Below are 24,273 nucleotides of genomic sequence, written 5' to 3' on the forward strand. Positions count from 1 at the left end.
CCAGGAGGGCCCGGAGAGTTGGGTGAGCCGGGTGAGCGGGTAGAGGCGAGGGGAGGTGGTCTCCGGGGGCGTACGAGGTCTTGGGCGGTGGGGTCGGTGTCGGACCGGGGGTCGGCCACCGTCTGGACCGTGGGCGCGCTCGCGGTGCTGTGCGTGGTCTTCGGTGCCGTGCTGGCGATGGGGCAGGCGGTGGTGGTTCGTCATCGGGCGGGCGGCGCGGCCGACTTGGCGGCGCTCGCGGCGGCCGACCACTGGATGCGCGGCGGGGCGGAGGCATGTGCCCGGGCGGACCGTGTGGCACGGGCCCAGGGCACCCGGATCGTGCGGTGTGACGTCCGGGGCGAGATCTCGGACGTCACGGTCGAGGCGGGGCGGGGGCCGCTGACGGCCGAGGTGAGGTCACGGGCAGGCCCACCCGCCGGACCCATGGCGCCAGGGGTCACGGCAGGTCCGCCGGCACCCGCGGCGCCAGGCTCTACCCCTCCGCGGGCTCGGTCGCGGTGACGACGTCCGGCTGCTGGCCGACGTGTTGCTCCGCCTCCTCGGGCGAGCCTCCCCCGGGTTGTTCCTCCGGTGCTGCTGGTGCTGCCGGTGCTGTCGGGGCTCCTTGCAGGAGGACTGTCAGCAGGCGTACGGCTCCCCGTTTGTGCAACGGCTCGTTGCCGTTGCCGCACTTGGGGGACTGGATGCAGGACGGACAGCCGGCGTCGCACTCGCAGGACGCGATGGCCTGGCGGGTGGCGGTGAGCCATTCGCGGGCGGTGTGGAAGGCGCGCTCCGCGAAGCCCGCGCCGCCGGGATGGCCGTCGTACACGAAGACGGTGGGCAGGAGGGTGTCCGGGTGCAGCGGCACGGAGACGCCGCCGATGTCCCAGCGGTCGCAGGTGGCGAAGAGCGGCAGCATGCCGATGGAGGCGTGCTCGGCGGCGTGCAGGGCGCCGCCCAGGATCTCGGGGTTCACCCGGGCGGCGTCGAGCTGGTCCTCGGTGACCGTCCACCACACGGCGCGCGTACGGAGTGTGCGGGGAGGCAGGTCGAGTTTCGTCTCGCCGAGCACCTCTCCGGTCATGAGACGACGACGCAGGAAGGAGACGACCTGGTTGGTGACCTCGACGGAGCCGTAGCACAACCGGCCGTCGCCCCAGGGGATTTCGACGTCCGTCTCCAGGACGGAGATGGCCGTGGTGTCACGGGCGACCGTCGAATACGGCGGGTTGGCCTCGGTGACCAGGGCGACCGAGTCGTCCAGGTGCAGTTCGTCGACCAGGTACGTGCGGCCCTGGTGGAGGTGGACCGCGCCCTCGTGGACGCTGGTGTGCGCGGCCCCGGCGTCGACCGTGCCCAGCAGCCGTCCGGAGCCGGTCTCCACGATCTGCACCGGGTTGCCGCCTCCGCCGCGGATGTCGGTCAGGTCGGCGGCCCGTTCCCGCCGGGTCCAGTGCCACGCCTTGGTGCGGCGGCGGAGCAGTTTCGCGGCCTCCAGCTGCGGCATCAGTTCGGCGGTGGCCGGGCCGAAGAGTTCGAAGTCCTCCTCGGTGAGGGGAAGTTCGGACGCGGCGGCGCACAGGTGGGGCGCGAGGACGTACGGGTTGTCCGGGTCGAGGACGGTGGACTCCACCGGCTGGTCGAACAGCGCTTCCGGGTGATGGACGAGGAAGGTGTCCAGCGGGTCGTCCCGGGCGACCAGTACGGCCAGTGCCCCCTGTCCGGAGCGGCCCGCGCGGCCTGCCTGCTGCCACAGGGACGCGCGGGTGCCCGGGTAGCCGGCGATGACGACCGCGTCCAGGCCGGAGACGTCGATGCCCAGTTCGAGAGCGGTGGTGGCGGCGAGGCCGAGGAGTTCGCCGGAGTGGAGGGCTTGTTCGAGGGCGCGGCGTTCCTCGGGGAGGTATCCGCCGCGGTAGGCGGCCACGCGGCGGGCCAGGGAGCGATCGACCTCGGAGAGCCGTTCCTGGGCGATCACCGAGATCAGCTCGGCCCCGCGGCGGGACCGTACGAAAGCGACCGAGCGGACGCCCTGCACGGTCAGGTCGGTGAGGAGGTCGGCGGTCTCGGCGGTGGCGGAGCGGCGGACCGGGGCGCCCTTCTCGCCATGCAGGTCGGTGAGGGGTGGTTCCCAGAGGGCGAACACCAGTTCACCGCGGGGTGAGGCGTCGTCGGCGACCTCCACCACGGGCAGACCGGTGAGACGGGAGGCGGCGACGGAGGGCTCGGCGGCGGTCGCCGAGGCCATGAGGAAGACGGGGGAGGAGCCGTAGCGGGCGCACAGGCGGCGCAGCCTGCGGAGCACCTGGGCGACATGTGACCCGAAGACGCCCCGGTAGGTGTGGCACTCGTCGATGACGACATAGCGCAGGGCGCGCAGGAAGGAGGCCCACTTGGGGTGGGAGGGAAGTATCCCGCGGTGCAGCATGTCGGGGTTGGTGAGGACGTAGTTGGCGTACTGGCGTACCCACTCGCGTTCCTCGACGGGGGTGTCCCCGTCGTAGACCGCGGAACGTACGGCGTGGCCCAGCGGATGTGAGAGTTTCTTCACGGATCGGCGCTGGTCCGCGGCGAGGGCCTTGGTCGGGGCGAGGTAGAGGGCGGTCGCGCCGCGACCGTTCGGCGCCTCGGAACCGTCGAGGAGTGTCGACAGGACCGGGACGAGATACGCCAGGGACTTGCCGGAGGCCGTACCCGTGGAGACGATCACCGACTCGCCGTCCAGGGCGTGCTCGGCCGCGAGTGCCTGATGGGCCCAGGGGTGCTCGATACCGGCGGACTGCACCGCCGCGATGACCTCCGAACGGATCCGGTCGGGCCACACGGCATGGCGACCCTCACGTGGGGGCAAGTGCTCCGTATGAGTGATGCGCGAAGCCCGGCTCGGCCCAGAGGCCAGCCGGTCCAGGATCTCGCCCGGCGAGGGGCGGGACGCGGTGTCCGTCGAGGTTCGATCGGGTCGGAGATTATTGGCCATCGGCATCGAGTGTGTCACTGGCATGACGGACAATGGGCCCAAGGCGTCGTGCACGCCTGCCGGTAAGTGATTGAATGCCATCGCGGCTGGCGAACCGTCCCGGGGGCTCCGCCGAGGTGTCCCTTGGGATGACCGCTCGATAGCAAGGTGCTGGAGGATCCGTGGACCTGTCCCTGTCGACCCGTACCGTCGGCGATCGTACGGTCGTCGAGGTCGGTGGCGAAATCGATGTATATACCGCGCCCAAGTTGCGCGAACAGCTGGTCGAGCTGGTGAACGACGGCAGTTTCCACCTTGTCGTCGACATGGAGGGCGTGGACTTCCTCGACTCGACCGGTCTCGGCGTTCTGGTGGGCGGCCTGAAGCGGGTGCGTGCCCATGAGGGTTCGCTCCGGCTGGTCTGCAACCAGGAGCGCATTCTGAAGATCTTCCGCATCACCGGTCTCACCAAGGTGTTCCCGATCCACACCTCGGTCGAAGAAGCGGTGGCGGCCACCGACTGAGCGGCCACGGTCCGGCCCGTCCCTGCTGACTGGCCGGTCAGCCGTCACAGCCGAATCCCGGGCACGGCCCGGGAGGCAGAAGTCAATGGAGGGGGGTCAGGTCTCGGCGACCCGACCCCCCGACCGCACGCCCGTAGTTCCGAGGGGGATGCATGGCCACCGTTGAACTCCGCTTCAGCGCGCTGCCCGAGCACGTCAGGACCGCCCGACTGGTGGCGGCAGCGGTGGCGCGCAGGGCCGGAGTGGACGAGGCCGTCCTCGACGAGGTCAGGCTCGCCGTGGGCGAAGCCTGCACCCGGGCCGTCGGCCTGCACCAAAGCGCCGGAATCTCGGCGCCGGTGCGGGTCTCGCTGATCGAGGAGGAGAAGCTCTTCTCCATCGAGGTCGGCGATGAGGCGCCGCACACGGTTCCCGGTGACAAGTCGCCGGGTGCCCATGGCGGAGCCGACGGCGCGGACGTCGAGACCGAAGAGGACGAGATGGGCCTCGCGGTCATCAGCGGCCTCGTCGACGACGTGGAAGTGACCGCCGGTGAGAACGGCGGACTGATCAGGATGAGCTGGCCCACCACGCCGCCGGCCACGCTCGTTTCCTGATCCACCCCTCTTGGTACTGCCTGAACCTGTGCGAAAGGGCCCTGCTCACCAGGGCCCTTTGGCATGCCCGCCCGCTTTCCGGCCCCGCAGCCGACCGACCGGCCCTGCTGCGACCGGCCGCCCGGCCAGCCACCCGGCCCCGCAGCCCGGCTGACCGGCCGGCCGGTCCGTCAGCCGGCCGGCGGCCGTGCTGGTGCCGGCTCAGCCGGTCATCCAGGAGCCTGCCTCGCGGCCCGAGTCCGTCACCCGGCCCCCGCCTGTCGGCGTTCGCCCCGCTGTCGCTCTGGCGCCCTCTCTGGCGCGTTCGTCCCCGTCCCTGAGCGGAGGCTTTCCGGCGGCCTTCCATCGCGCACCCCCTCAGGTGTCGACAGCCGTCCCTCTCGGGAGGCATCCCGGAAGGGCGCCGGCGCCCACCGTCGCTCGGCGGTTCGCCCGTCATCAGCGACCCTCGTGCCACCCCATCGGGCACCCGACGACAGTTGCCCTTGGACCGGGCTGGGCCCCCGCAGGGCCCCCCACGCCCTCCGGATCAAGCCACGCCTATTTCGTGAATTAATTCACGATCTGGATTTCGATCAACAATACGATCAGCTTTACGCCGCGCCGCACGGTAATGGACCTGGCGTCAATGCGTTTGAGGCATTACCACTTTCGAGCCCCTTGCGGATCGCCGGATCATTTGCTGAAGAGCATGTGAAGGCCAATTCCGCTTACCGCGCACTGTTTTGATCAGGTTCCGGTACCTACAATCCGTCCACATCTTGAGCTCGGTCCAAGCGTCAAGGAGGACGAATGGCGGGGCTTTCTACCCCTCATCAGTTTGACCAGTCCACTACCCTCGCAGCCGCAGTACTGACAGACGACAACCGTCTCATCGTCGTGGTGATCGCGGTCGTCGCCCTTGCGGCGCTTGCCGTCGCCGGGGTCCTGGTCCGCCAGGTGCTCGCGGCGGGCGAGGGCACCGAAAGCATGAAGAAGATCGCGGTCGCGATCCAGGAGGGCGCGAATGCCTACCTGGGCAGGCAGATGCGTACCCTCGGGGTATTCGCCGTCGTGGTGTTCTTCCTGCTCATGCTGCTGCCCGCGGACGACTGGAATCAGCGTGCCGGCCGATCGGTCTTCTTCTTGATCGGCGCGGCGTTCTCGGCGACCACCGGATATATCGGCATGTGGCTCGCCGTACGCAGCAATGTCCGCGTGGCCGCCGCGGCACGGGAAGCGACCCCGGCGGAGGGTGAGCCCGAAAAGGATCTCACCGCCGTCTCGCACAAAGCCATGAAGATCGCTTTCCGCACGGGCGGCGTCGTCGGCATGTTCACGGTGGGGCTCGGTCTGCTGGGCGCCTCCTGTGTGGTGCTGGTGTACGCGGCCGACGCGCCGAAGGTCCTGGAGGGCTTCGGTCTCGGCGCCGCGCTGATCGCCATGTTCATGCGTGTCGGCGGCGGCATCTTCACCAAGGCGGCCGACGTCGGCGCCGACCTGGTCGGCAAGGTCGAGCAGGGCATCCCGGAGGACGACCCGCGCAACGCCGCGACCATCGCGGACAACGTGGGCGACAACGTCGGCGACTGCGCCGGTATGGCCGCCGACCTCTTCGAGTCGTACGCCGTCACGCTCGTCGCCGCGCTGATCCTCGGCAAGGCGGCGTTCGGCGACTCCGGGCTCGCCTTCCCGCTGATCGTGCCCGCGATCGGTGTGATCACCGCGATGATCGGCATCTTCGCGGTCGCGCCGCGCCGTGCGGACCGCAGCGGGATGAGCGCCATCAACCGTGGCTTCTTCATCTCCGCGGTGATCTCACTGGTGCTCGTGGCCGTGGCCGTCTTCGTCTACCTGCCGTCCTCGTACGCCGACCTGGACGGTGTCACCGACGAGGCCATCCTCGGCAAGGCCGGCGATCCGCGGATCCTCGCGCTCCTCGCCGTCGCCATCGGCATCGTGCTGGCCGCGCTGATCCAGCAGCTGACCGGCTACTTCACCGAGACGACCCGTCGCCCGGTGAAGGACATCGGCAAGACCTCGCTCACCGGCCCGGCCACCGTCGTCCTCGCCGGTATCTCGCTCGGTCTCGAATCGGCCGTCTACACCGCCCTGCTGATCGGCCTCGGCGTCTACGGGGCCTTCCTGCTCGGCGGTACGTCGATCATGCTGGCGCTGTTCGCGGTGGCCCTCGCCGGAACGGGTCTGCTGACCACGGTCGGCGTCATCGTCGCCATGGACACCTTCGGGCCCGTCTCCGACAACGCGCAGGGCATCGCCGAGATGTCGGGCGACGTCGAGGGCGCGGGCGCGCAGGTGCTCACCGACCTGGACGCCGTCGGCAACACCACCAAGGCCATCACCAAGGGCATCGCCATCGCCACCGCGGTACTGGCGGCGGCGGCGCTCTTCGGCTCGTACCGGGACGCCATCCTCACGGCCGCGAACGACGTGGGGGAGAAGGTCTCGGGTCCGGGCGCTCCGATGAACCTGATGATGGACATCTCGCAGCCCAACAACCTGGTCGGGCTCATCGCGGGCGCCGCGGTCGTCTTCCTCTTCTCGGGGCTGGCGATCAACGCGGTGTCGCGGTCGGCCGGGGCCGTGGTCTACGAGGTGCGGCGGCAGTTCCGCGAGCGCCCCGGGATCATGGACTACACAGAGAAGCCCGAGTACGGGCGCGTCGTAGACATCTGTACGAAGGACGCGCTTCGCGAGCTGACCACGCCCGGTCTGCTCGCCGTACTGACGCCGATCGCGATCGGGTTCACACTCGGGGTCGGCGCGCTCGGCGCCTTCCTCGCGGGCGCCATCGGCACCGGCACGCTGATGGCCGTCTTCCTCGCCAACTCCGGAGGCGCGTGGGACAACGCCAAGAAACTCGTCGAGGACGGCCACCACGGCGGCAAGGGCAGCGAGGCCCATGCCGCGACGGTGATCGGCGACACGATCGGTGACCCCTTCAAGGACACCGCGGGACCCGCGATCAACCCCCTCCTGAAGGTGATGAACCTGGTGGCGCTGCTCATCGCGCCGGCAGTGGTCAAGTTCAGCTACGGCGAGGACAAGAGCGTGGCCATGCGGATCCTCATCGCGGCGCTCTCGCTCGCCGTCATCATCGGCGCGGTGTACGTGTCCAAGCGGCGCGGCATCGCCGTCGGCGACGAGGGCAACTCCGAGCGGGTGGCCAAGCCGGTCGATCCGGCGGTGGTCTCCTAGCCCCCTGGCCCGGCTGAGCGGATTGCGCTCAACGGGCGGGCGGACGGTACGTACTGACGTGCCGTCCGCCCGCCCGTCTGTGTGTACGCCTGCGTGTACGCCCTGTTTCGTGAGCCTTATCTCGCCCGTTCCGCGCCTGGTGCAAATGGCTTCAATAGTGGTCCAAACGGATGTTCGTCACGGTGGTGTCGCCCGATTGGCGTGTATGTTCCGGGGCCGAGAGCCATGGAAGGGACCAACCCGGTGAACAAGAAGCTCGCGGCCGCGCTGTCCGGCGGTGCGGTACTGGTACTGGCGCTGTCGGGATGCAGCAGCAGTGACGACAGCAGCGACAAGCTGAACTCCTGGGCCAAGCAGGTCTGTGACGCGGTGAAGCCGCAGGCCAAGAAGATCTCGGCCGCCAACACCGCCATCCAGAAGCAGACCTCGGACAACAGCACCCCGGCGGACGTCCAGAAGACCGACGCCCAGGCCTTCCAGGACATGTCCGACGCCTACAAGGCGATCGGCAGCGCCGTGAACAAGGCCGGGGCGCCGGACGTCGAGGGCGGCGAGAAGAAGAAGACGGACGCCGTCAAGGAGCTCAACACCATCTCCGCGTCGTACGGCGACCTCAAGAAGCAGGTCGACGACCTCGACACGAAGGACCAGGCGAAGTTCGCCGACGGTCTGAAGGGGATCGCCACCCAACTGGACAAGCTGAGCCAGAGCGGCAACGACGCCCTCGCGAAGCTGGAGGAGGGCGACGTGGGCAAGGCGATGGCCAAGCAGGAGAGCTGCAAGAGCGCGTCCCCGTCGGCCGCGGCGACGAAGAGCTGACCCCGGCGGAGTCGCCGCCCGGCGCGGGGGTGCCGGGCGGCGACTCCGGCGCGTGGCCCCGCTCGGGCGGACCACACGGGGCATATGGCGCGGGCCAGGACGTAGCGCGGGCCGCGTGACGTAGGCCGGGTGACGCGGGCCGCGTGGCGTGGATGCCGCCCGTCCGGCGTCGTTCGCGCGTCACAATGGGCGGGTGAGTAACACCAGCCTGGCACCGCTGCCCTCGTTCGACCGCACCGACGTCACCGCACGGCTGCGGGACGCCCTCCTGGGCGCCTCCTTCAGCGCCGACGGGCTGCTCGACCTGCTCGGAGCCCCCGCGTACGCGGCGCTGGCCCGCAGCGAGACCGTGCCCGCGCTCCGGGCCACCCGGGGCGACTCCCCGCTGGAAGCACTCGTAAGGCTGTTCCTGCTGCAGCAGCCCGTGCCGCACGCGCGCGTGGCGGACGTTCTGCCGGTGGAGGACTGCCTGGAGAGCGGCTGGCTGACCCGCGTCGGCGGGGACGAGGTCGCGGCCGTCGTCGACGTACGGCCGTACGGCGGACCGGGCGGCGAGGACTGGTTCATCGTCTCGGACCTGGGCTGCGCGGTCGGCGGGGCCGGCGGCATCGGCAGCCATGACGAAGGCGTCGTACTGGGAGTGGGCGGCGCGTCCACGACACTCGCGGGCATCACCGTGCGCACCCCCGTCGCCTCCGCGCTCGACCTCGGCACCGGTTCCGGGATCCAGGCGCTGCACGCCGCACAGCACGCCACGCGCGTGAGCGCGACCGACCTCAACCCCCGCGCGCTGCACATCACCGCGCTCACGCTCGCCCTGTCCGGGGCCCCGGCGGCCGACCTGCGCGAGGGCTCCCTCTTCGAACCGGTGGGCGACGAGACGTTCGACCTCATCGTCTCGAACCCGCCCTTCGTGATCTCCCCAGGCGCCCGGCTCACCTACCGCGACGGCGGGATGGGCGGGGACGATCTGTGCCGCACGCTCGTCCAGCAGGCGGGCGACCGGCTGAACGCAGGCGGATACGCCCAGTTCCTCGCCAACTGGCAGCACGTCGAGGGCGAGGACTGGCAGGAGCGGCTGCGCTCCTGGGTGCCGCGCGGCTGCGACGCGTGGATCGTGCAGCGCGAGGTCCAGGACGTCACGCAGTACGCCGAACTGTGGCTGCGCGACGCGGGCGACCACCACGCCGATCCCGTCGAGTACCAGGCGCGGTACGACGCCTGGCTGGACGAGTTCGAGGCGCGCAAGGTGAAGGCCGTCGGATTCGGCTGGATCACGCTGCGCAGGTCGGACGCGGAGCTGCCCTCGGTCGTCCTGGAGGAGTGGCCGCACTCCGTCGAACAGCCCCTCGGCGACGCCGTGCGCGCGCATTTCGAGCGGGTCGACTATCTGCGGGAGCACGACGACGCGGCCCTGCTGGCGGCGCACTTCCAACTGGTCGGCGAGGTCGTGCAGGAGCAGGTCGGGCTGCCCGGTGCCGAGGACCCGGAGCACGTCGTGCTGCGCCAGCACCGCGGTATGCGGCGGGCCACGAAGGTGGACACGGTCGGCGCGGGGTTCGCGGGCGTCTGCGACGGCACGCTGAGCGCGGGACGCATCCTGGACGCCATCGCCCAACTGGTCGGAGAGGACCCGGTGCTGCTGCGCGACCGGACGCCCGCGCAGATCCGGCTGCTGGTCGAACAGGGATTCATCGAGCCCGCGGCGCGGTGACGTTCGCGGGGCCCCGGGACGCCTTCCCCGCTGCCTCCCGGTGTCCGGGGGCAGCGGATGGAGTGAAGCCGTTGAGGACGGGGGACTGTGTGCGGGCCGTCCGGTCCGGAACGCCGTCCGAGTCGGTGCCGAACCTCGGCGTCGTGGACTGCATGCGCGCAGACGAGCGGAAAGACGCCGGCCCCCGGCGCGGTGTGACGGACTCCACCCGGCGGCGTGGTCGGCTCCGTGTGCGTGCGGTGGCGGGTCCCTTCCGGGCGGCCCGCTCCCGGTGAGGGAGTGGCGGTGCGGCAGCGGTGTGGGCGGTTGTGAGCTGTCCCGCGCCGGGGTGCACGGAGCCGGCCGCCTCCCGTTCACCCCGGGTTGGGATTCCGGTCTCCCGGAGGTGCCAGCGTCCCGACCAGAGCACGCGAAGGCGGGACGCGGGGCACGCGAAGGCGAGACCCAGAGCACGCGTAGGCGAGACCCGGGACACGCGAGAGCGGGACCCCGAGGGACACACGAGGGCGGAGGGGCGAGTCATGGAGAGCGGACCGGCGATCTTCACGGGGTCGGTGTTCGCCCTGTTCGGGGGCGGGCTGCTGCTGTGGACCGCGGTCCGGCTGCGGCAGCGCGCCCCCGTCGCCCACGGCGTGAGCCCCGTCGCATCGGCGACGGTCGCGGCCTTCGCCGGGACGGCCGCCGTGCTCCTCGCGGTGTGGTGTTTCACTCGCGTCTGAGCGCCGGCAGCGGTCGCCGCGCCGGTCTGCCCCGCGCATAGACCACGCCTCCGCTGTCCGCGCGCTGCCGCCCCGCCGCCCGCGCAACGCCGGTCCGCTGTCCGGGAAACGCCGTCCCCGCTGTCCTGGAATCGCCGTACGGCGGCGGGCGCGGGCAAGATCGACGCCGGTCGGACTTCTCCTCTCCGGTAATTGATAGGTCACGCTCCGGATGTCCCGGAAAGGGCTGGTCGGCACTCCGGGCGGCAGGAATGGCGGGAGTCGGGTTACCGTTCGAGTGGCCGTTGCGGGCTTTTCCCGTTTGACACGGGGGCGGGATGTACCGTCACACTCCGCAGCGTCAGCATGACCCGACCCCCGGGTTCAAGGCCTGGGGCGAGACCCCCTGCGTCGACCGGAGAGAAGAGCGAAGTTGTCCCCGACCAGCGAGACCGCACACGGCGGCCGCCGACTCGTCATCGTCGAGTCGCCTGCCAAGGCGAAGACGATCAAGGGCTATCTCGGCCCCGGATACGTCGTCGAAGCGAGTGTCGGGCACATCCGCGACCTCCCCAACGGCGCCGCGGAGGTGCCCGAGAAGTACACCGGCGAGGTGCGCAGGCTCGGCGTGGACGTCGAGAACGACTTCCAGCCGATCTACGTGGTCAACGCTGACAAAAAGGCCCAGGTAAAGAAGCTCAAGGATCTGCTGAAGGATTCCGACGAGCTCTTCCTCGCAACCGATGAGGACCGCGAGGGCGAGGCCATCGCGTGGCACCTCCTCGAGGTCCTGAAGCCGAAGGTCCCCGTCCACCGGATGGTCTTCCACGAGATCACCAAGGACGCGATCCGCAGCGCCGTCGCCAACCCGCGCGAGCTCAACCAGCGCATGGTCGACGCCCAGGAGACCCGCCGTATCCTCGACCGCCTCTACGGCTACGAGGTCTCGCCGGTCCTGTGGAAGAAGGTCATGCCGCGGCTGTCGGCCGGCCGCGTCCAGTCGGTCGCGACCCGTCTCGTCGTCGAGCGGGAGCGCGAGCGCATCGCCTTCCGCTCCGCCGAGTACTGGGACCTCACCGGCACGTTCGGCACCGGCCGTGCCGGCGACCGCAGCGACCCGTCGAACCTGGTCGCCCGGCTGACCGCGGTCGACGGCAAGCGCGTCGCCCAGGGCCGTGACTTCGACTCGCTCGGGCAGATCAAGGGTGCGAACACCCTCCACCTGGACGAGACCAACGCCCGCGCGCTGGCCGCCGCCCTGGAGAACACCGCCTTCGCCGTACGGTCCGTCGAGTCGAAGCCGTACCGACGTTCGCCGTACGCGCCGTTCCGTACGACCACGCTCCAGCAGGAGGCGAGCCGCAAGCTCGGCTTCGGCGCGAAGTCCACGATGCAGGTGGCGCAGAAGCTGTACGAGAACGGCTTCATCACCTACATGCGTACGGACTCCACGACCCTCTCGGACACCGCGATCACCGCGGCCCGCGCTCAGGTCACGCAGCTGTACGGCGCGAGCTACCTGCCGGACAAGCCGCGTACGTACGCCGGGAAGGTGAAGAACGCGCAGGAGGCGCACGAGGCGATCCGTCCCTCGGGCGACCGTTTCCGCACCCCGGCCGAGACGGGTCTGACCGGTGACCAGTTCCGGCTGTACGAGCTGATCTGGAAGCGGACCGTCGCCTCCCAGATGAAGGACGCGGTCGGCAACTCCGTCACCGTGAAGATCGCGGGCAGGGCCTCCGACGGCCGGGACGCCGAGTTCAGCGCGTCCGGCAAGACGATCACCTTCCACGGCTTCCTGAAGGCGTACGTCGAGGGCGCGGACGACCCGAACGCCGAGCTGGACGACCGTGAGCGCCGCCTCCCGCAGGTCGAGGAGGGCGATCCGCTGACCGCCGAGGAGATCTCGGTCGACGGCCACGCGACCAAGCCCCCGGCCCGCTACACCGAGGCCAGCCTGGTCAAGGAGCTCGAAGAGCGGGAGATCGGCCGCCCGTCGACGTACGCGTCGATCATCGGCACGATCCTCGACCGCGGCTATGTGTTCAAGAAGGGGACGGCCCTCGTGCCCTCCTTCCTGTCCTTCGCCGTGGTCAACCTCCTGGAGAAGCACTTCGGGCGGCTCGTCGACTACGACTTCACCGCCAAGATGGAGGACGACCTCGACCGCATCGCGCGGGGCGAGGCCCTGTCCATTCCGTGGCTGAGGCGCTTCTACTTCGGTGAGGGCGAGGCGACCGGCGCCGCGGAGGCGGGCAACGGCGACGGGGACCACCTCGGCGGCCTCAAGGAGCTCGTCACCGACCTCGGTGCCATCGACGCCCGCGAGGTGTCGTCGTTCCGCGTGGACAGCAGCGACATCATGCTGCGCGTCGGCCGCTACGGCCCGTACGTGGAGCGGGGCGAGAGGGACGCCGAGAACCACCAGCGCGCCGACGTGCCCGAGGACCTGGCACCCGACGAGCTGACCGTCGAGCTGGCGGAGGAACTGCTCGCCAAGCCGAGCGGTGACTTCGAGCTGGGCGCCGACCCCGAGACGGGCCACCAGATCATCGCCCGTGACGGCCGCTACGGCCCGTACGTCACCGAGGTGCTCCCCGAGGGCACCCCGAAGACCGGCAAGAACGCCGTGAAGCCGCGTACGGCCTCGCTCTTCAAGTCGATGTCCCTGGACACGGTGACGCTCGCGGACGCCCTCAAGCTGATGTCGCTGCCGCGCGTCGTCGGCACGGACGCCGAGGGCGTGGAGATCACCGCGCAGAACGGCCGCTACGGCCCGTATCTGAAGAAGGGCACCGACTCGCGCTCCCTGACAGCTGAGGACCAGCTCTTCACGATCACCCTCGACGAAGCCCTCGCGATCTACGCGCAGCCCAAGCAGCGCGGTCGCGCGGCCGCCAAGCCGCCCCTGAAGGAACTCGGCGCGGACCCGGTCAGCGGCCAGCCCGTCGTCGTCAAGGACGGCCGCTTCGGCGCGTACGTCACCGACGGCGAGACCAACGCGACCCTGCGGTCCGACGACAGCGTCGAGGCGATCACTCCGGAGCGGGGCTTCGAGCTGCTCGCGGAGAAGCGGGCGAAGGGGCCGGCGAAGAAGACGGCCAAGAAGGCGGCGAAGAAGGCCCCCGCCAAGAAGGCGCCGGCGAAGAAAACAGCGGCAAAGAAGACGGCCGCTACGAAAACGGCGGCAAAGAAGACCACCACCGCCAAGAAGACGGCCGCCAAGAAGACCACCGCGAAGGCCACAACCGCCAAGGTGACCGCCGAGGACTGAGCTGTTCCTCACAGAGGATCAACTGACCTTCGGTACCCGGAACGAACGCCCTGACACCACTTGGTGTCGAGGGCGTTCGCTTGTTCGGGGCCCTCTTCGGGGACCGGGCCGGTCCGGATAGGCTGGCGGGATGACGCGAGCCGAGCAGCCAACGGCCCACACTTCGGCCCCCGACGACTCCCTGGTCGCAGACTCACGGGAGCGAGCCGTCCGGGCGCTGTTGCGTGTACCGCAACTGAGGCGGCTGTGGAGCGCCCAGTTGGTGAGCGGCGTCGGCGACGCCCTCGCCCTGCTGGTGCTGGTCCTGCTCGCCCTCCAGGCGGCGGTGTCCGACGGCTCCTTCGGAGGCGGCTACCGCGGAGTGGCCCTCGCCGTGTCCGCGGTCTTCGGAGCGCGCATCCTCGCGACGCTGCTCTTCGGAGCGGTGCTTCTGGGCCCGCTCACCTCCCTCACCGCCCAGGACGGCCCGCTCGACCGCCGCTGGACCATGGTCGGCGCGGACGGCGTACGGGCCGTACTGCTGATCATCGCGCCCCTGTGGATCGACTGGACCCCCGAGAACGCGCTGGCCGTGCTCCTCGTGACGGCGTTCGTCATCGGGGTCGCCGAGCGTTTCTGGACGGTGTGCCGCGAGAGCGCGGCGCCCGCGCTGCTGCCCGCGCCGCCCCTGGAGGGCGCGACGGTACGGCCGCTGCCGGACCACATGGACGCCCTGCGGCGCCTCTCCCTGCGTACGGGATTCGTCGCGGCGCCCCTCGCGGCGGCGACCCTCGTCGTCGCCGGGCTCCTCAACAACCTGCTGGGCGCCGGACTCGCGTGGTTCGACCAGCACCAGGCGGCGCTCGCCTCGTACGTCTCCGCGGGCCTGTTCGCAGCGTCCCTGTCGGTGCTCACCTTCCTCGAACTGCCCGGCGTACGGACCCCGCGCGCGCGGTCGCCGCTGGAAGGGCTGCGCCGCCCCAGGACGGGTTCGGGCATCGACAAGGGCCGTACGGGGGCCATCCCGCTCCTGGTGCTCGCCTGCGCGGCCGTCGCCGGGGCCGTCGCGGCCGCCGTCGCCGTGGCCGTGCTGCACGCCAAGGACCTGGGCGGCGGCCCGGTGACGTTCGGGCTGCTGGTGCTCGCGGTGACCGGCGGGGTCGTGGTCGGCATCCGTACGGCCCCCAAGCTGCTGCCGTCCCTGTCGCGCCGGCGGCTGCTCGCCCTGGCGATCGCCTTCACGGGCATCGCGCTGCTCGCCGCCGGACTCGTCCCGGACGTCACCACCGTGCTCCTGATCGTCGGCCTCGCGGGCATCGGCGCGGGCGTCGCCGCCAACACCGGCCACGCGCTCCTCGACCAGGAGGCCGAGGACTACCGCCGCGCGCGGACGACGGAACACCTGCACGCGGTCGTACGGGTCTTCGTGGCCGTGGGCGTCCTGGTGGCGCCGCTGGTGGCGGCCGCCATCGGCCCGCACCGCCTGGAGAACGGCAAGTTCGTGTTCGCGCACGGCGGCGCCGCCTTCACGCTGATGCTGGTCGGCGCGCTGCTCCTGCCGGTCGCCGCACTGGTCCTCGCCAAGGCCGACGACCGCTCCGGAGTACCCCTGCGGCACGACCTGCGGGACGCGCTGCGCGGCGGGGACGACCCGGTGCAGGCGCCCACCGACGCCGGGTTCTTCATCGCCCTGGAGGGCGGCGACGGAGCCGGCAAGTCCACCCAGGCCGAGGCCCTCGCGGAGTGGATCCGCGCCAAGGGACACGAGGTCGTGGTGACGCGCGAGCCCGGCGCCACCCCCGTCGGCAAGCGGCTGCGGTCGATCCTGCTCGACGTGTCGTCGGCCGGACTCTCGCACCGCGCGGAGGCGCTGCTGTACGCCGCCGACCGCGCGGAGCACGTGGACACCGTGGTGCGGCCCGCGCTGGAACGGGGCGCGGTCGTGGTCTCGGACCGGTACATCGACTCCTCGGTGGCCTACCAGGGAGCGGGGCGCGATCTGTCCCCCACCGAGGTGTCCCGCATCAACCGCTGGGCCACGGACGGGCTCGTACCGCATCTGACGGTGCTGCTGGACGTCGCCCCGGAGACCGCGCGCGAGCGGTTCACCGAGGCGCCGGACCGGCTGGAGTCGGAGCCCGCCGAGTTCCACGCGCGCGTGCGGTCCGGTTTCCTCACGCTGGCCGCCGCCGACCCCGGCCGCTACCTGGTCGTCGACGCCGGGCAGGAGCCCGAGGCCGTCACGACCGTGATCCGGCACCGGCTCGACGTGGTGCTGCCGCTCTCCGAGGCCGAGATCAAGGCCAAGGAGGAGGCACGCAGGGCCGCCGAGGAAGAGGCACGCCGCAAGGCCGAGGAAGAGGCGGCCCGCAAGGCCGAGGAGGAGCGGCTGGAGCGCGAGCGCCAGGAACAGCTCGCCCGGCTGCGCGCGGAGGAGGAAGAGCGCAAGCGGCTCGAACTGGAAGAGGCGCAGCGCCGCGAGGCGGAGCGGCAGGCCGAGGAGGCCCGCCAACGCGCCGAGGCCGCACGCGTGCGTGCCGAGCAGGAGAAGGCACGGCAGCTCGCGGAGGAGAAGGCCCGCGCGGCCGAGGAGGAGCGCCGGCGCAAGCAGGCGGAGGAGGAGGCCCGGCTGCGGGCCGAGGCCGAGGAACGGCGCCTGGAGAAGCAGCGGAAGGCCGAGGAGGCGCTGGTCAAGGCCGAGGAGGCGCGACGGGCGGCGGAGGCCGCTGCCGCTGCCGCGGCGGCCACCACCGCTTCCGCGTCCGCGGCGGCTTCGGCACGGGCGGCGGCCGCGGCGCCGTCCGGGGCGGGGGTTGATAGTAGGGGCGCGGGTGGCCGGGGCCTGGACCGCGAGAGCCCGGACCGCGAGAGTCCGGACAGTGACAGCCCGGACAGTGACAGCCCGGACAACGAGAGCACCGTGCAGACGCCCATGGTGACGCCGACGAACGCCTCCGGCGGTCCGGTCGACGAGACGGCCGTGCTGCCTCCGGTGCGGCCGCAGGACGCCCGGCCGACTGACGGTCGGGCCGCTGGTCCTGTCGGCGGGTCGGCCGGCGACGAGACGGCTGTGCTGCCGCAGGTCCCACAGGGCTCACAAGCCCCGCATGCTCCGCAGGGAGCCGCCGATGAGACCGCGGTGCTGCCGCCGGTCCGGCCGGAGCCCGCCGCGGACGAGACGGCGGTCCTTCCCCCGGTACGGGACGAGCGCGGCCGTGGGCCCGAGGACCGGGTGCCTCCCGGGTACCGGACCGACCGGACCGGTGCCTCCGACGGCGGCACCCGTGAGCTGCCCCAGGTCGACGCCGAGGGCAGGCCGCGGCGGCGCCCCCGTTCGGACTGGGCGGAGGAGACCCCGCTGGACGATCTGCCGACCCTGGCCGACGAGTTGCTGGGCCCGCGTGAGGACGACGAGCGGGACGGGCAGGGCGAGGGCAACGGGCGCCGGCGGCGCTGACCGCACCGTCGGGAAGGACGTCGGCAGCGGGCGCTGCCGGCGTCGGGCCTCGTTGTCAGTGCCCTCCCGCACAATGGGACGCGGCGACACAAACGACAGAAGCGACACAGCAGGGCACCGGTGCGACGGCGGGCGTGACGACACGTGCGCCGTGGGACGCGGCGGCGGGCATGACGACACACGCGCCGTCGAACCCGCCGTCGGGTGAGACGGTGGGTTCGACGGCGGGTTCGACGAAAGGGCGGCGCCCCATGACCGTATGGGACGACCTGGTGGGCCAGGAGAAGGTGAGCGGGCAGCTCGAGGCCGCCGCGCGGGACGCCGACGCCCTGGTCACCGCGGTCGCGGCCGACACCCCGTTGCCCGAGGCCTCGAAGATGACGCACGCGTGGCTCTTCACGGGGCCGCCGGGCTCGGGCCGTTCCACCACGGCGCGCGCCTTCGCGGCGGCCCTGCAGTGCACCAGCCCCGACCGAGCCCTCGGCGGGATCCCCGGCTGCGGATTCTGCGACGGCTGCCACACGAGCCTCATCGGTACGCACGCGGACGTGCAGATCATCCGCACCGACCTGCTCTCCATCGGTGTGAAGGAGACGCGCGACCTGGTCCGCCGCGCCCAGCTGTCCCCGGCGGTCGGCCGGTGGCAGGTCATCGTCATGGAGGACGCCGACCGCCTCACCGAGGGCGCGGGCAACGTCCTGCTGAAGGCCGTCGAAGAGCCAGCCCCCCGCACGGTCTGGCTCCTGTGCGCGCCTTCCCTGGAGGACGTGCTGCCCACGATCCGCTCCCGGTGCCGCCACCTCACGCTCAGGACGCCCTCGGTGGCCGCGGTCGCCGATGTCCTCGTACGCCGCGACGGCATCGAGCCGGACATCGCCGCCGCCGTGGCCCGCGCCACCCAGGGGCACATCGGGCGCGCCCGGCGCCTCGCCACCGACGAACGGGCCCGCGCGCGCCGGGCCGCCGTCCTGAAGCTGCCGCTGCGGGTCGACGACGTGGGCGCCTGTCTCAAGGCGGCCCAGGAGCTGATCGACGCGGCCTCCGAGGACGCCAAACAGGTCGCCGAGGAGGGTGACGTCAAGGAGACCGAGGACATGAAGGCGGCCCTCGGCGCGGGGCCCGGCGGCCGTATGCCGCGAGGTACCGCGGGTGTGATGAAGGAGCTGGAGGACAAGCAGAAGCGCCGCAAGACACGTACGCAGCGCGACAGCCTGGACCTGGCCCTGATCGACCTCACGGCCTTCTACCGCGATGTGCTCGCCCTGCAGTTCGGCACGGACCTCGCCCTCGCCAACACGGAGATGCAGGACGCGCTGGACCGGCTGGCCCGCGGCTCGTCGCCCGAGGCCACCCTGCGCCGGATAGAGGCGATCGCCGCCTGCCGGGAGGCCCTGGACCGGAACGTGGCACCGCTGCTGGCGGTGGAGGCCATGACGATGGCACTGCGGGCGGGGTGACGCGGGCCCCCACCGAGGGCTGAGCGCTGAGGGTAGGCGGCCGGGGGCTGAGCGCGGCGGGTTGGCGGACACCGGGGGCCGGCTGAGCGCGGCGGGTTGGCGGACACCGGGGGCCGGCTGAGCGCGGCGGGTTGGCGGACACCGGGGGCCGGCTGAGCGCGGCGGGTTGAGGTTGCTCGAACGGGGAGTTGGCGTCGTCACTCGTACGAGGCATGCGTGCAACCCTGAGCAATCAATCCGTCGCACAGGGTTACGCTCGGTCGATGTACACCAGGCGCAGGCCCGGGTCGTCCCGGGCCCATCGTTCCCTCCGCGCGTACGGCACCCTGTTCGCCGTCGCCGGACTCCTCGTCTCCGCCTGCTCCGCGGGGAGTTCGACGAGCTCCGCGAGCCCGGCCGGATCGGTGGCGCTGCGCGCGCTGCCCGAGGCCACCCCGTCCGCGCTGGCCCCGTACTACGGGCAGCGGGCTGTCTGGCGGGACTGCGGAGTCGCCGGCTTCGAGTGCGGCACGCTGAAGGCCCCGCTCGACTACGCCGAGCCGACCAAGGGCGACATCAAGCTGGCCGTGGCGCGCAAGAAGGCCACGGGGCCGGGCAAACGGATCGGCTCGCTGCTGGTCAACCCGGGAGGGCCGGGCGGATCGGCGGTGGACTACCTCCAGTCGTACGCCGGGATCGGCTACCCGGCGAAGGTGCGCGCCCGCTACGACATGGTGGCGGTCGACCCGCGGGGCGTCGCCCGCAGCGCGCCCGTCGAATGCCTCACCGGGCGCCGGATGGACGCGTACACGCAGACCGACACGACCCCCGACAACGCGCGCGAGACCAGTGAGCTGGTCGACGCCTACAAGGAGTTCGCGGAGGCCTGCGGACAGCGTTCGGGGAACGTGCTGCGCCATGTGTCCACGGTCGAGGCGGCCCGTGACATGGATCTCGTACGGGCCGCGCTGGGCGACGAGAAGCTGACGTACGTGGGTGCCTCGTACGGCACGTTCCTCGGGGCGACCTATGCGGGCCTCTATCCGGAGCGTGTCGGCCGGCTGGTCCTGGACGGCGCGATGGACCCGTCCCTGCCCGCGCGGAAACTGAACCGGGACCAGACGGCCGGCTTCGACACGGCCTTCCGGTCCTTCGCGAAGGACTGCGTGACCGAGTCCGACTGCCCGCTGGGCGGGAAGGGCACGTCGCCGGAGCAGGTCGGCAAGAACCTGAAGGCCTTCTTCCAGCAGTTGGACTCCGATCCCATCGACGCGGGCGACGCGGACGGCCGCAAGCTGGGCGAGGCGCTGGCCACGACCGGCGTCATCGCCGCGATGTACGACGAGGGGGCCTGGCCGCAACTGCGCGAGGCCCTCACCACGGCCATGCAGGACAAGGACGGCGCGGGCCTGCTCGTCCTGTCCGACAGCTACTACGAGCGGGAGGCGGACGGCACGTACGCCAACCTGATGTCCGCCAACGCGGCGGTCAACTGCCTGGACCTGCCCGCCGCCTTCGCCTCCCCCGAGGAGGTCGAGAAGGGCGTCCCCGACTTCGAGAAGGCCTCCCCGGTCTTCGGCAGGGGCCTCGCCTGGGCCTCGCTGAACTGCGCCTACTGGCCGGTGAAGCCGACCGGGGAGCCGCACCGCATCGAGGCGAAGGGCGCGGCGCCGATCGTCGTCGTCGGTACGGTCCGGGACCCCGCGACCCCCTACCCCTGGGCGCAGGCCCTCGCCACCCAGCTCTCCTCCGGAGCGCTCCTGACCTACGACGGCGACGGCCACACGGCGTACGGGCGCGGCAGCGCCTGCATCGACTCCGCGATCAACGAGTACCTACTGGAAGGCACCCCTCCCCAAAAGGGAAAACGCTGCTCGGCGACGTGATCACGGGTCCGCGACGGGTGCGCCGCCGACTCGCCGCCGGTCCGTCACTGGGCCGACGCCGGTCCACCACCGGGTTGACGCCGACCCGCCACCGACCCGCCGCCTGTCCGTCACCGGGCTGTCGGCGAGCCCGCCGGGGGTGCCTCTGAGGGTGACTCCGGGGGCGCCTCCGGGGCGGTACGGAGCACCCCCGGAAACTGTGTAGACTTGCTGACGTTGCAGATCGCACCATAGTTCCGCAGCGCGCCGCCTTAGCTCAGATGGCCAGAGCAACGCACTCGTAATGCGTAGGTCTCGGGTTCGAATCCCGAAGGCGGCTCTGTGGAAGCCTCAGGACTCACTCGCCGTGACCTGGGGCTTTTGCTTTTGGCGGGTGCGGCGACGCCGGAGAGCGCGCGCCGTGCGACGGTGTGCCGCAGGATCTCCATGATCGTGGGTATGTCCACCCCCAGCTCGTTCAGGATCGTGCCGGCGGTGTGGCGGCTCCCGTCGTACAGACGGCGGTCGTCGATTCCCGCTTCGGCGAGCAGGTCTTTGAACTCCTCCCAGTCGGCTCGGGGATCGAGGGGGCGACCGTCCGGCCGCGTGAAGAGTGCGTCGTGCTCCTGCCACTCGTCCCCGGCGACGGCCCGCATTCCCTCCTGCTCTGTCTTGTGCGCGTGCAGGTACGGGATGAACGGCGGGGGATCGGGACGGGGTTCGAGCTTTTCTTGGTCTTGGGACGGGTGAAACCAGGCCACCGCCTGCGCGCTCAGGGCACGCGCCGGCGTGCGACGTGCAGCCTTTCGGGTGATGGATTCTGCTGCCCTGACCTGCATCGTTCGGGTGGTCGCTTGTGTGTGACACTCCACGGCACACGAAACAATGCGAAGGCAGGACACATGCGTGGGGTGGGAGTGGCCGTGGCCGCGATAGCGGTGACGACGGCGCTGACAGGTTGTGGCGGCGGTGACAGCGACGGCGCGGCGGGCGAGCGGGCGACAACGACCGCTCGTGTGGCGGAAAAGGCGGCCGAGGACGAGGTGACCGTCGATGCCGTGCAGGGTGATGTCCGGTCTGCGGTCAGGGCCGCGGGGATCGGGCGGTTGAGTTTCCCTGACATGAGCGAGTTGGGCAATCCGTGCCGTGTGGTGGGGGTCTTGCGGACTGAGGACGCGCCGAAGCGTGAGGCCGTGGACTCGGTGTTGGCCGTGCTGAAAGCACGGGGCTGGGGACGGATGGAGCGGATACCGGCCGAGGACGGTGGCGAGGGTTGGCACCTGGTGAAGAACGGCTGGGAGGTTGTCCTGAGCGCGGGAGAGGTCCCCGAGGGGGCGGGGATCGTGTTCGACGCGTCGGGGAAAGCATGCGGGGTGCCCATGCCGTCGCGGCCCGCCACCTCCGACATCGCGCCTCCTGAGAGGCCCGTCCTGCCCTGAGCAGCCGCCCTCCGCGCGTACGAGCGGCTATGCGCCGAGGGCTTCACCAGTCGCCTCTTGGCGGACGAGGCGACTCGGGGCTGCCGACGGTAGGACGGCCATTCTTCCGCGGTTCTATTGCCTCATAATTTGACACCGGAGATTACCTGCGATCAGGCGGTGAAATGCGCGACTCGCGGGACCAGTAGCGCTGACGCAGTTCCCCCGCCGGGGAGAACTGCGGGATCGTCAGCGCGGCCGAACGCCTGGGCAAGACCGGAGCCCAACCTGCGGGCGGCCGCTTCAAGTTCTGGACCACCGGCGGCTAGCTCGTCCACGTTGGAAACGGTGAAGCCGACACGGCCTCGGTGCGGGCCCGGGCCCCCGAGAGGCTCGGCGGAGTTGTGGTGACGGTAGTGCATGAACTGGGCGGACACTCCGCCGTCACCGGCTGAACCGTTGCCCGCAGTAAGGCGTTGCCGCTTGCCGCCGCGCGATCACGTGTATGGAGCGCGAGGTACTGGAGGCCGCTGAGCAGGCCGTCAGCGAGATGCTCGTCGCCGGTGTCGGCCTGGGCCGCGTACCCGGAGGGCCCGTTCCGGACGGTGTACGCGCGGCTGGTCGACGAGGGTCTTGTCGATGGCCGTGAGTCCTGGGGTCTCTCCGAGGGTGAGCTGGAGGAGATCTCCCGGGACCAGGGGGTGCCGCTGGATCCCGAATACGCCGACTTCCCGCGGTGGATGGGCGCGGGCCGCGGGCGGACGCTCGCGGGGGAGACCGTCTTCCGCTCGGCGGTGCGCGGTATCCGGGCAGGCGCAGAGGCGATGTGCGCGGAGCTCGGCATCGACGGGTGCGTGCTGGTACGAGTTCCGCTGGGACGCGTCCATGGGTGAATTCCCATGAATGACTCCTGCGGTATCGCCTCGGCACTCGCGGACTGTGCACTGCCTGACACGATTCCCGCGATCCTCGGAGAGCTGCGGCAGCGGTAGCGGGCGGGGCTGCGGGCGTTACGAGGCCAGGGTCGTCAAGGCTGGGGCGAAGGCGATCAGTAGTGGGATCAGTGGGGCCAATGCCGCGGCCGTTGTTGTGCCTCGGCGGTGGGAGCGGGTGAGGCGGGGTGGGGGGTCCAGGAGGCGTTCCACGCGTTGGTGGAGCAGGGGTCTCGGGGTGGCGCAGGAGAGTACGCCCCGGTGCTGGTTCAGTTCGATCAGGGCCAGCGCCGTCGTGAGGTGGCCGCAGCGGCGCGAGGCCGTGTCGTCGGCGGAGAGTTCGACGAGGCGGTGCGTCTGGTCGCGGAAGTCACGGAAGACCGGGATGCCCGGGAAGCCGCCGGCCAGCGCCTGGGAGAGATGCAGGAGCCAGTCGTGGCGGGCGCGGGCGTGACCGAGTTCGTGGGCCTGGATGGCGTCCAGCTGGTGGTCGGTGAGGCGGTGCAGGGCGCCCGTGGTGACGACGAGCTGGGCCGGGTTGCCCGGCATCCACCAGGCGTCCGGGTACTCGTCCTCCAGTACGAGGAGCGGGCCGCGGGAGGTCGGCAGCCCGGCCGGCAGCTCGGGGGCCCGTTCGCGCAGGTGCTCCCGGCGCAGCCGACTGCGCCTGCGGGCCTCCGTCACCTCACGGGCGAGCATCGCCGTCGTCCAGGCGGCGCCGCCCGCCAGCAGCAGCGTCAGCGCGGTGGTCCAGGGCGGGGCGGCGGCCAGGTCGTACGCCGCGGTGACGGAAGGCGGCGCGGGTGCGAAGACGTGGGCGCGGACCGTGTGGAAGACGGCGGAGGCGCTCAGTACGAGCGACGACAGACAGCACAGCAGGACCGTGGCGACCAGGCACTGCCACACCCACAGCGCGAGTACGGGCTCCCGTTCGGGCCAGGAGGCGCCGGTCAGGACGCGGGGCCCCACGACCGCGGCGGTCAGGGCGACGGCCGCCATCAGCATGAGGGAGACGGTTACGGTCATGTCGTGGGCCCTTCTTCCCCTCGGTCCTGTTCTTCCCTCGGTCCTGCTCGGCCCCGCTCGGCCCTGCGGGTCGGGCTTCTAGCTTCTAGCTTCTGGCTTCTGGCTTCTGTGGTCTGTCCGGGCGCCGGAAGCGGGTCATGGACACGCTACCGGTCGTCGGGCCCCCTGAGGCACCCAGCGGAGTGGCACCCAGTGGAGTGGCGGTCCGGAGTGACGGCCTGGCGTGGCGGTCCGGTGTGGCGGTCCGGTGTGGGGGCCTGACGTGATGATCTGGCGTGGCGGCTTTGGCTGACGGCCTGGCGTGACGGGCGTCGGAGCGTCGCGCGGTTGTGAGACGGCCGGGGGCCAGGTACGTACAGGACGGGGAACGCAGTCCGGGACGCGCCGCGACACCCT

General features: G+C 71.3%; 15 protein-coding genes, 1 tRNA gene and 1 pseudogene. 14 read left to right on the forward strand and 3 right to left on the reverse strand.

Annotated elements, in window-relative coordinates:
• Positions 1 to 87 precede the first annotated feature (87 nt).
• On the forward strand, positions 88 to 504 hold the full coding sequence (locus IE278_RS17015; RefSeq protein ID WP_189773171.1) for an Rv3654c family TadE-like protein: 417 nt from the start codon (positions 88 to 90) through the stop codon (positions 502 to 504).
• On the opposite strand, the gene sftH is transcribed toward IE278_RS17015, so the two are convergent.
• The gene (gene sftH, locus IE278_RS17020; RefSeq protein WP_246570356.1) at positions 476 to 3,043 is read right to left on the reverse strand and encodes a DEAD/DEAH box helicase; all 2,568 of its coding nucleotides are present in this window, start codon (positions 3,041 to 3,043) and stop codon (positions 476 to 478) included. The genes IE278_RS17015 and sftH overlap by 29 nt on opposite strands.
• 80 nt (positions 3,044 to 3,123) lie before the next feature.
• Between sftH and bldG the strand changes: the two genes are divergently transcribed.
• The 11 genes from bldG to IE278_RS17075 all read left to right on the forward strand — a co-directional run bounded on the left by bldG (position 3,124) and on the right by IE278_RS17075 (position 20,841).
• Positions 3,124 to 3,465: an anti-sigma factor antagonist BldG gene (bldG, locus tag IE278_RS17025; protein WP_003975386.1), complete on the forward strand. Its 342-nt coding sequence runs from the start codon at positions 3,124 to 3,126 to the stop codon at positions 3,463 to 3,465.
• 152 nt (positions 3,466 to 3,617) lie between these two features.
• On the forward strand, positions 3,618 to 4,061 hold the full coding sequence (locus tag IE278_RS17030; RefSeq protein WP_189773175.1) for an ATP-binding protein: 444 nt from the start codon (positions 3,618 to 3,620) through the stop codon (positions 4,059 to 4,061).
• 792 nt (positions 4,062 to 4,853) lie between these two features.
• The gene (locus IE278_RS17035; RefSeq protein ID WP_189773177.1) at positions 4,854 to 7,259 is read left to right on the forward strand and encodes a sodium-translocating pyrophosphatase; all 2,406 of its coding nucleotides are present in this window, start codon (positions 4,854 to 4,856) and stop codon (positions 7,257 to 7,259) included.
• Between the two features lie 225 nt (positions 7,260 to 7,484).
• A complete protein-coding gene (locus IE278_RS17040) occupies positions 7,485 to 8,078 on the forward strand; it encodes a small secreted protein (RefSeq protein ID WP_189773179.1) in 594 nt (197 codons plus the stop codon).
• Between the two features lie 193 nt (positions 8,079 to 8,271).
• A complete protein-coding gene (locus tag IE278_RS17045) occupies positions 8,272 to 9,792 on the forward strand; it encodes a DUF7059 domain-containing protein (RefSeq protein WP_189773180.1) in 1,521 nt (506 codons plus the stop codon).
• 521 nt (positions 9,793 to 10,313) lie between these two features.
• Positions 10,314 to 10,511, forward strand: coding sequence for a hypothetical protein (locus IE278_RS17050; RefSeq protein WP_189773181.1), 198 nt, complete (start codon positions 10,314 to 10,316; stop codon positions 10,509 to 10,511).
• A 412-nt stretch (positions 10,512 to 10,923) separates the two neighbouring features.
• Positions 10,924 to 13,764: a type I DNA topoisomerase gene (gene topA, locus IE278_RS17055; RefSeq protein ID WP_189773182.1), complete on the forward strand. Its 2,841-nt coding sequence runs from the start codon at positions 10,924 to 10,926 to the stop codon at positions 13,762 to 13,764.
• A 130-nt stretch (positions 13,765 to 13,894) separates the two neighbouring features.
• Positions 13,895 to 17,200 (forward strand): dTMP kinase, encoded by a 3,306-nt coding sequence (gene tmk / locus IE278_RS17060; protein ID WP_189773183.1) that lies wholly within the window; start codon positions 13,895 to 13,897, stop codon positions 17,198 to 17,200.
• A 251-nt stretch (positions 17,201 to 17,451) separates the two neighbouring features.
• Entirely contained in the window at positions 17,452 to 18,657 is a 1,206-nt protein-coding gene (locus tag IE278_RS17065; protein WP_189773184.1) for a DNA polymerase III subunit delta', read from the forward strand.
• Positions 18,658 to 18,920: 263 nt separating this feature from the next.
• Positions 18,921 to 20,522, forward strand: a complete 1,602-nt coding sequence (locus IE278_RS17070; protein ID WP_189773185.1) for an alpha/beta hydrolase — start codon at positions 18,921 to 18,923, stop codon at positions 20,520 to 20,522.
• A gap of 245 nt (positions 20,523 to 20,767) precedes the next feature.
• Positions 20,768 to 20,841, forward strand: a tRNA-Thr gene (locus IE278_RS17075).
• Here the strand turns inward: IE278_RS17075 and IE278_RS17080 are convergent.
• Positions 20,834 to 21,308 (reverse strand): annotated as a pseudogene (locus tag IE278_RS17080) (tyrosine-type recombinase/integrase); the annotation flags it as partial. The gene IE278_RS17075 and the pseudogene IE278_RS17080 sit on opposite strands and share 8 nt — an antisense overlap.
• Positions 21,309 to 21,424: 116 nt before the next feature.
• Here IE278_RS17080 and IE278_RS17085 point away from each other — a divergent pair.
• Entirely contained in the window at positions 21,425 to 21,940 is a 516-nt protein-coding gene (locus tag IE278_RS17085) for a hypothetical protein (RefSeq protein ID WP_189773186.1), read from the forward strand.
• Positions 21,941 to 22,482: 542 nt separating this feature from the next.
• Entirely contained in the window at positions 22,483 to 22,812 is a 330-nt protein-coding gene (locus tag IE278_RS17090) for a hypothetical protein (RefSeq protein ID WP_189773188.1), read from the forward strand.
• Between the two features lie 117 nt (positions 22,813 to 22,929).
• On the opposite strand, the gene IE278_RS17095 is transcribed toward IE278_RS17090, so the two are convergent.
• On the reverse strand, positions 22,930 to 23,877 hold the full coding sequence (locus IE278_RS17095; RefSeq protein WP_189773189.1) for a M56 family metallopeptidase: 948 nt from the start codon (positions 23,875 to 23,877) through the stop codon (positions 22,930 to 22,932).
• Positions 23,878 to 24,273 lie beyond the last annotated feature (396 nt).

The organism is Streptomyces tauricus (assembly GCF_014650955.1).
In the GTDB taxonomy this organism is placed as follows: Bacteria; Actinomycetota; Actinomycetes; order Streptomycetales; family Streptomycetaceae; genus Streptomyces; species Streptomyces tauricus.